General features: G+C 62.8%; 6 protein-coding genes. All 6 read right to left on the bottom strand.

The genetic code is table 11. The annotated features are described in order from the left end of the window. Positions 1 to 328: 328 nt before the first annotated feature. Complete coding sequence (locus NKJ57_RS12165; protein ID WP_023706932.1) at positions 329 to 1219, bottom strand: ParB/RepB/Spo0J family partition protein; 891 nt, start codon at positions 1217 to 1219, stop codon at positions 329 to 331. 62 nt (positions 1220 to 1281) lie between these two features. Continuing rightward, complete coding sequence (locus NKJ57_RS12160; protein ID WP_023672118.1) at positions 1282 to 2079, bottom strand: ParA family protein; 798 nt, start codon at positions 2077 to 2079, stop codon at positions 1282 to 1284. Positions 2080 to 2144: 65 nt separating this feature from the next. Then, positions 2145 to 2777, bottom strand: a complete 633-nt coding sequence (gene rsmG / locus NKJ57_RS12155) for a 16S rRNA (guanine(527)-N(7))-methyltransferase RsmG (protein WP_352510742.1) — start codon at positions 2775 to 2777, stop codon at positions 2145 to 2147. Continuing rightward, positions 2774 to 4648, bottom strand: a complete 1875-nt coding sequence (gene mnmG, locus NKJ57_RS12150; protein ID WP_352510741.1) for a tRNA uridine-5-carboxymethylaminomethyl(34) synthesis enzyme MnmG — start codon at positions 4646 to 4648, stop codon at positions 2774 to 2776. The genes rsmG and mnmG overlap by 4 nt, the downstream gene beginning before the upstream one ends. Before the next feature lie 329 nt (positions 4649 to 4977). After that, positions 4978 to 6300 (bottom strand): tRNA uridine-5-carboxymethylaminomethyl(34) synthesis GTPase MnmE, encoded by a 1323-nt coding sequence (mnmE, locus tag NKJ57_RS12145; RefSeq protein ID WP_352510740.1) that lies wholly within the window; start codon positions 6298 to 6300, stop codon positions 4978 to 4980. Positions 6301 to 6764: 464 nt separating this feature from the next. Continuing rightward, positions 6765 to 7691: an aromatic amino acid exporter YddG gene (gene yddG / locus NKJ57_RS12140; protein WP_352510739.1), complete on the bottom strand. Its 927-nt coding sequence runs from the start codon at positions 7689 to 7691 to the stop codon at positions 6765 to 6767. Positions 7692 to 7814: the final 123 nt, after the last annotated feature.

Here is a 7814-nt window from a genome sequence, read left to right as displayed (position 1 = left end):
TCAACATGGATGATCTGCGCGAGCACAAGAAGCTCGCTCTACGCCAAGCCGCATGACCAGTTTCATGATCGCCCATTTTGCAGAACTTGACGCACACAACCTCGCGGCGCGTGGAGCGCTGGCGCCTTTCGCAACGACAAACGAGGTCGGCGCTTGATGGGAGACGACCCTTCTGGCCTGCCGGCCATCTCCCCCTCAAGGGGAGAGATCAGCAGTTCGATCCCTTCGGCAATCGCCAATAAAAAGAAGGGCCGGCAACCGCCAAGCCCTTTCTTCATCCTAAGCCAGAACTTCATTCGCCGGCTAAATATGGCGCAACCCCAACCCTCTACCGCTCATCCTTCAACCGCCGGCATAGCTCGTCGAGCTGCTCCAGACTGCGGTAGTCCACGCGGATCGCGCCGCCTTTGCCCTTGTGCTCGATGGTCACGATCATGCCGATCGTGTTGGTCATCAGCCTTTCCAGCGCCAGCGTGTCGGCATCCTTGCCCGATGCGCCGTGTGCTGGTTTTGCCTTGGGCGGCGTGCCGCCCGCCGGCATCTGCGCCAGCGCCTCAGCCTGGCGCACCGAAAGCCCTTCTTCGACGATCTGCTTGGCTAGCCCGGCGGGATCCTGCGCCGTCACCAGCGTCCGGGCATGGCCGGCCGACAGCACGCCGTCGACCAGCATGTCGCGGATCACGTCGGGCAGCTTCAACAGCCTGAGCGTGTTGGCGACGTGGCTGCGGCTCTTGCCGATGACATTGCCGAGATCGGCCTGGGTGTAGCCGTGATCGTCGATCAACTGCTGGTAGCCGAGCGCCTCCTCGACCGGATTGAGATCGGTGCGCTGGACGTTTTCTATGATCGCCAGTTCCAGCGCTGTGCGGTCGTTGACGTCGCGCACGATGATCGGGATCTCGGTCAGCCCGGCGCGCTGCGCCGCCCGCCAGCGGCGCTCGCCGGCGATGATCTCGTAGCGCCCGGCCTGCGTCGGCGAAGGCCGCGCCACTACCGGCTGCACGACGCCATGTTCGCGGATCGATTGCGCGAGATCCGTCAGATCGGCGTCGCCGAAATGCCGGCGCGGGTTTTTCGGGTTCGGGCTCAGAAACTCGATCGGCACCTTGCCGTCGTCATTCAGGCCTGGCTTTTCGGCCGTTGCCACCGGGCGGTCGATCTCCCCGATCAGCGCCGCAAGTCCACGCCCCAGTCTCTTTCTCGAAAGGTCTTCGCTCATCTCAATTCCAGATTCTTGATCGTTTCGGTGCCGGATCGGCTTTGTTTATCGACCCTGCCTAATCATGCAGCGCGCAATTTTCGCTCGCGGCGGATCACTTCGGATGCCAATTGCAGATAGGCTTGGCTGCCGGAGCATTTCAGGTCATAGAGGATCGCCGGCTTGCCATAGGAGGGCGCCTCGGACACTCGCACATTCCTAGGAATGATGGTCTCGTAGACCTTGTCGCCCATATGTGCCCGCACGTCCTGCACCACCTGGTTGGCGAGGTTGTTGCGGCCGTCATACATGGTCAGCACGATGCCCTGGATGATCAGGTCCGGATTGATCGAACGGCGCACCTGCTCCACCGTTTCCAGGAGTTGGCTTAGCCCTTCCAGCGCGAAGAACTCGCACTGCAGCGGCACAAGAACAGAATCGGCTGCCGCCATTGAATTCAAAGTCAAAAGGTTGAGCGAGGGCGGGCAGTCGATCAGCACATAGCCGAACGGCGCACCGCGCTCGGTGGCGGCGCGCAGCGCGTTGCGCAGCTTAAGCACGCGATCCGGCGCCGAGGCGATTTCCATCTCGATGCCGAGCAGATCGAGCGTCGACGGCACGATCGACAGGCCGGGCACCGCCGTTGGAATGGCCGCCTCTTCCAGGCCCAGTTCGCCGGTCAGCACATCGTAGGACGAGACGGTGCGGTCCTTGCGGTCGATGCCAAGACCGGTCGAGGCATTGCCTTGCGGATCGAGATCGACGATCAGCACCTTTTCGCCGATGGCGGCCAGCGCCGTGGCCAGATTGATGGCGGTCGTGGTCTTGCCGACGCCGCCCTTCTGGTTGGCGACGGTGATGATGCGAGGTCCGGTTTTCATGGGTCTGTGCCAGGTATTCATGTGGGCCAGGTATTCATTGCGTCGCCAAGGTTGCGAAGGAGAGCTTACGCCGTCCGCAGATCGGTCACTTCGAGGATGACGCCATGGGCGTCGGTGATGCTCGGATGTTCTACCAGATCGAAAGCCCAGCGGTGAGTGCTTTCTTCCACCTCGGAGCGGTAATCCCGGCCTTTGTGGAACAGCGCCCGCGATCCCTTGGTCAGCCACGGCGCCGACAGATCGAGCAGCGCCGGCAGCGCGGCAAGCGCCCGCGCCGTGATGATTTCCGGTGCGGAAACAAGCGCATAGCTGTCGTCGATGCGCCGGGCGACGACCCGTGCCGGCAAACCGAACTGGCCAATGACCGCCTGCAAAAACGATGCTTTCTTGCGGTTGCTCTCGACCAGATCGATCGACGCGCCATCGCGCTCGACCAGCAGGAAAGCCAGCACTAGGCCCGGAAAACCGCCGCCCGAACCGAGATCGGCCCAGCGTTTGGCCTGCGGTGCGATTCGCGCCAGTTGCGCGCTATCCAGAATGTGGCGGCGCCAGACGTCGTCCAGCGTCGACGGCGCGGCCAGATTGATGCTGCGGTTCCATTTCAGGAACAACTGTTCGAATGTCACCAACCGATCGAATGTTTCACGTGAAACCGGTCCCGCGGCCTCTTGCAGGCTCGCCCATGAGGCAGCGCTCACGCAACGGCCCTTTGCGCGGCCGATTCAGCGTTGCGGACGTGCGCGACGATGATTGCCAGCGCCGCCGGCGTCATGCCTTCCATACGCTGCGCGTCAGCGATCGACCGGGGCTGACGCGTTAGCATCTTCTGCTTCAGCTCATTGGACAGGCCAGGAACATCGGCGAAATCCACCGACGCCGGGATCAGCCGGCTTTCCTCGCGGCGGATCTGTCCGACATCCGCCTGCTGGCGATCAAGGTAAACCGAATATTTCGCTTCCGTTTCGAGCCGCTCAGCGGTTTTGACGTCGATTGCGCCAAAGGCCGGCGCAACACGGGCCAGCCAGGCTATATCGACGCCGGGATGAGCGAGCAATTCATAAGCGGAGCGGCGCACGCCGTCCCTGTTGATCTCCAGCCCATGCCGCGCCGCTTCGTTGGGCGTCATCGTCGTCGCAACTGCGAGTTCGCGCGCCCTATCAAGATCCTGTGTGACTTGATTGAACCGCCGCGTCCGCTCCGGCGACACGATACCAAGCCGATTTGCCAGAGGCGTAAGCCTTTCATCGGCATTGTCGGCGCGCAGCGATAGGCGAAACTCCGCCCGCGAAGTGAACATGCGGTAGGGCTCGGCAATGCCGCGGCTGGTGAGGTCGTCGACCATCACACCGATATAGGCTTCGGTGCGGCTGAGCACGATTTGGTCGTCGGCCGCCGCCTTGCGCGCGGCGTTGAGCCCGGCGAGCAGGCCCTGCGCTCCGGCTTCTTCATAACCGGTGGTGCCGTTGATCTGACCGGCGAGGAAAAGCCCCGCAATACGTTTGGCCTCAAGCGTCGGCTCCAACTCGCGCGGATCGACATGGTCGTATTCGATAGCGTAGCCGGGCTGCAGCATGGTCGCCCGCTCTAGCCCGGGTATAGTTTTGAGAATGTCGAGTTGCACATCCTCGGGCAGGGAGGTCGAAATGCCATTGGGGTAGACCGTGTCGTCGTCCAGCCCTTCCGGCTCGAGGAAAATCTGGTGGCCTTCGCGATCGCCGAACTTGACGATCTTGTCTTCGATCGACGGGCAGTAACGTGGACCTACGCCTTCGATCGAGCCGGAATACATGGCGGAGCGGCGGATATTGGCGCGGATCAGCGCGTGCGTCGCCGGCGTCGTACGCGTGATGCCGCAATGGATTTGCGGATTCTTGATTGTGTCGGTGAGCAGCGAGAACGGCACTGGATGTTCGTCGGCCGCCTGGCTTTCCAGCGACGCCCAGTCGATGGTTCGGCCATCGAGCCGCGGCGGCGTCCCGGTCTTCAGCCGTCCAAGCGCGAAACCGGCGCGGCTCATCGTCGCCGACAGGCCAAGGCTCGCTTGCTCGTTCATCCGCCCGGCGACAATCTTCCTGTCGCCAATGTGAATAAGACCGCGCAGAAAAGTGCCGGTGGTCAGCACCACGGCGCCGCACGCCAACCGGCGCCCGTCGGCCAGGAGCACAGCGGCGATGCGTCCATCCGCGATGTCGAAGTCCAGAACCTCGCCTTCGACGACGTCGAGACCGTTCTGCTGCCGAATCGCTTCCTGCATGGCCAGCCGGTAAAGCTTGCGGTCGGCCTGCGTGCGCGGCCCGCGCACGGCAGGGCCTTTGCGGCGATTGAGCAGGCGGAATTGGATGCCGGCAGCATCGGCGATGCGGCCCATCAGCCCGTCCATGGCGTCGATCTCACGCACCAGATGGCCCTTCCCGAGGCCGCCGATCGCCGGATTGCAGGACATGACACCGATCGTGTCGAAGCGCAGCGTGATCAGCGCGGTCCTGGCACCGGCGCGCGCGGCAGCGCTCGCAGCCTCGCACCCGGCATGGCCACCGCCCACCACAACCACATCATAGTGATCGATCATTGTCCCTTCCAGATTCAGAGATTTCCCGACACATGTCCCCACGAGAGGACGCTGTCAAGGATTTGCAGGTTGATTCGTTCGCGTGGAACGGAGTGCTGAAAGCCGCAGAGGTGTTTCACGTGAGTCATGGAAGCAGCGAAGCCTCGGTTGGCGCTGCCCCTTATCCACCTGCCGGCATCTTCTCCCCATGAACGGGGACAATGAGGGGCGGTGCAGGCTTTCGGCCACTTGCCCTTTTGCCAAACGTCTCGTTTCACGTGAAACGCTGGGCGGCCCCCTATGTTTCACGTGAGTCACTCATACCAGCGCCCCGTCATGTTTCACGTGAGTCACTTCCCAATGCAAAACTGCGAAAAGATCATGTCCAGCAGGTCCTCGACATCCACCGCGCCGACAATCCGGCCAAGCCGGTCCGCCGCAAGACGCAGCTCCTCCGCCCGCAGCTCCTGGCCGCGCTCTTGCCCCGACAAAGCCGAGATCAGAAAGCGCCTGGTCTCATTGAGCAGCTCCACATGCCGCAACCGAGACGGCAGGATGTCACCGGCATCGCCGATAGCAGCTGCGGCGCGCCTGCCGATCTCGGCCAGGAGTTCAGCCAACCCAGTGCCGTCCACCGTCGAGATCAACGCATCATAGGCCTCCAATCGCGGCGAACCTTTCAAGAGATCGACCTTGGTGCCGATTCTCAAAACCGGGGCGTCGACAGGCATGTTGCCGATCGCAGTCGGGTCCGCCAGATCTTCCAGCAACAGCACCAGGTCAGCCGTGTGCGCCTTGGCCCGCGCCTTTTCGATACCGATCGCTTCGATCTTGCCGGGCGCCTCGCGCAGGCCCGCGGTGTCGGTTACCCTGACCCGCACTCCGTGGAGATCCAGCACCACTTCGAGCAAGTCCCGCGTCGTGCCGGGCTCGTCGGTAACAATCGCCGCCTCACGCCTGGCCAGCGCGTTAAACAGGCTGGATTTGCCGGCGTTCGGTGCACCGAGGATGACAACCTCGAACCCGTCACGGATGATCTCGGCGGCATGGAAGCCATCGACATGCCGGCCGATCTCCCCCACCATTGCGCGCACATCGGACCAAACCGTATCCGAAACGGAACCGGGCACGTCGTCTTCGTCGGCGAAGTCGATTTCCGCCTCGATCATGGCCCGTGCATGGATCAGCCGATGGCGCCAGCCAAGATAGAGTTCGCTTTGCACTCCTTCGGCATTCTGCACGGCAAAGCGCCGCTGCGCTTCGGTTTCGGCGTTGACCAGATCGGCCAACGCCTCCGTCTCGACCAGATCCAGCTTGCCGTTGAGAAGAGCCCGGCGCGTAAATTCCCCAGGCTCCGCATGACGCAGGCCGTCAAAGCCGGCGACGATCTCCAGCATCTTGCCGGCGACGGCGCGGCCGCCATGGACGTGGAACTCGGCGACATCCTCGCCGGTAAAACTGTTCGGCCCAGGAAAAAACAACACCAGGCCGTTGTCGATAAGCGACCCGTCCACCGTTCGGAGCTTGCGCAGGGTCGCACACCGGTCCTTGACCGTGCCACCAGCCACCGTTTCGACAACGAATCGAGTCCTCGGTCCGGAAATGCGGATGACAGCGATGCCGGCGGGCAGGCGCCCGCTGGAAAGCGCAACGATCGAATCGCCCGAAATCATTTGCCCGTTCTCACCGGTCGCCTAGGCTCAACAATCCCACAGTGTCGCGGCCGTCATGAACCGGCTGTCCGTCAATATCAAGGTCGATCGCGAGAGCGACCGGATTACCAAATCTGTATAGCCGCCTTGTCATCCATGTGCGAGCAGGCGGGTCCTAATCCCGACGCCAAGCAGTTCTGGGCGGGCCAGCAAGCCCTACGGCTGGCCGGCATCGTTAACGCCTGTTCCTGGCCCGGAACCGTGAAGCTGGAGCCCATCTCCCATAGGGAAAGCCTCGTTCCGGTTGCGAATCGGAAATCCCGACCCGCGTCACGCCGGTCGTCGCCCGATTGGAACGGATGCGAATCGACTTAACATTGGCCAGTGGCATCCGGCCGCCGACGGCAGACCGGGGCTATGCACCGCTATCATGCCGGTAGCGACGGATTCCGTAGGAACCGAGCCGCTGCTGCGACGCCGGTAGCTCAACCCGTGTTTCCGTCCAAGGCCGAAGGAAGCGGCGTCACATCAATGGATGGCGGCCGCGGCCCGAACAGCAAATCCTTGGCCGCGACCACCGCTCCGACCGTGATCAGGATGCAAGCAACAGCCACCGACCAGTGAAACACACCAAAGCCTGCCAGCAGAAGCACGATGACCGAGAAGAGGGGCGCGGCATAGGAGAGGGCGCCGAGGATCATGATGTCGCCGTGCTTGCAGCCATAGTCCCAGGCGTAAAAGCCGGCGCCTAGCGGTATTACGCCCAAGATGACGATGGCGCTCCACTGCGTCGCCGTCTGTGGCCAGACGGTGGTCTCAAAGGTGAGGTGCAGCACCAAGGCGACCGCAGCCGTGATGAAGCAGTAACCGACGACCACATCGGTCGGCACCTTGCCAAAGCGGCGCGATAAAACCGAATAGCCGGCCCAGATGAAAGCGCAGAACAGCGCGATGACATGCCCCTTCATCACACCATTGGCCAGTCCGATCGTGCCGCCCTTGGTGATCACCACAATGGCGCCGGCAAGGCCGAGCATGACGCCGGCAATGTGATGGGCCCTCAGCTTTTCTCCAGGCAGGAAGGCGGCAAAGACGACGATCAGCAACGGCCAGAGATAGGCGATCAGGCTGACCTCGACCGGCGGCGCCGACTGGATGGCGAAGAAATAGGCGCAGTGGTAGATGCACAGCCCCGCTGTGCCGAGCGCCCAGACCTGCCACGGCTGGCGCAGCGACTTGATCGCCGCCGGACGGACAAGCCAGCTCGACGCGCCGACCAACCCGCCAAGCAGAAACGTCATCGCCGCCAGCTGAAAGGGCGGAATCGGTCCCGCCGCGGTCGAAAGCAGCGCCAAGAAGGACCATGTCAGGATGGCCGAGAAGCCGATCAGGGTCGGGATTGTTTTCTCCATGCGGCTTCCGATCTTCGAGACGCGATTACTCGCATGACGACAGCGATGGAAATTGCCGCCCAAGGCCACGCCCTGTCTGAAATGCGACCTGTTTGCCCCCGCAATGAAAAGCCCCGTCCCAGT

The organism is Mesorhizobium sp. M0077 (genome assembly GCF_040322955.1).
In the GTDB taxonomy this organism is placed as follows: Bacteria; Pseudomonadota; Alphaproteobacteria; order Rhizobiales; family Rhizobiaceae; genus Mesorhizobium.
This window is presented reverse-complemented; position numbering and strand designations above follow the sequence as displayed.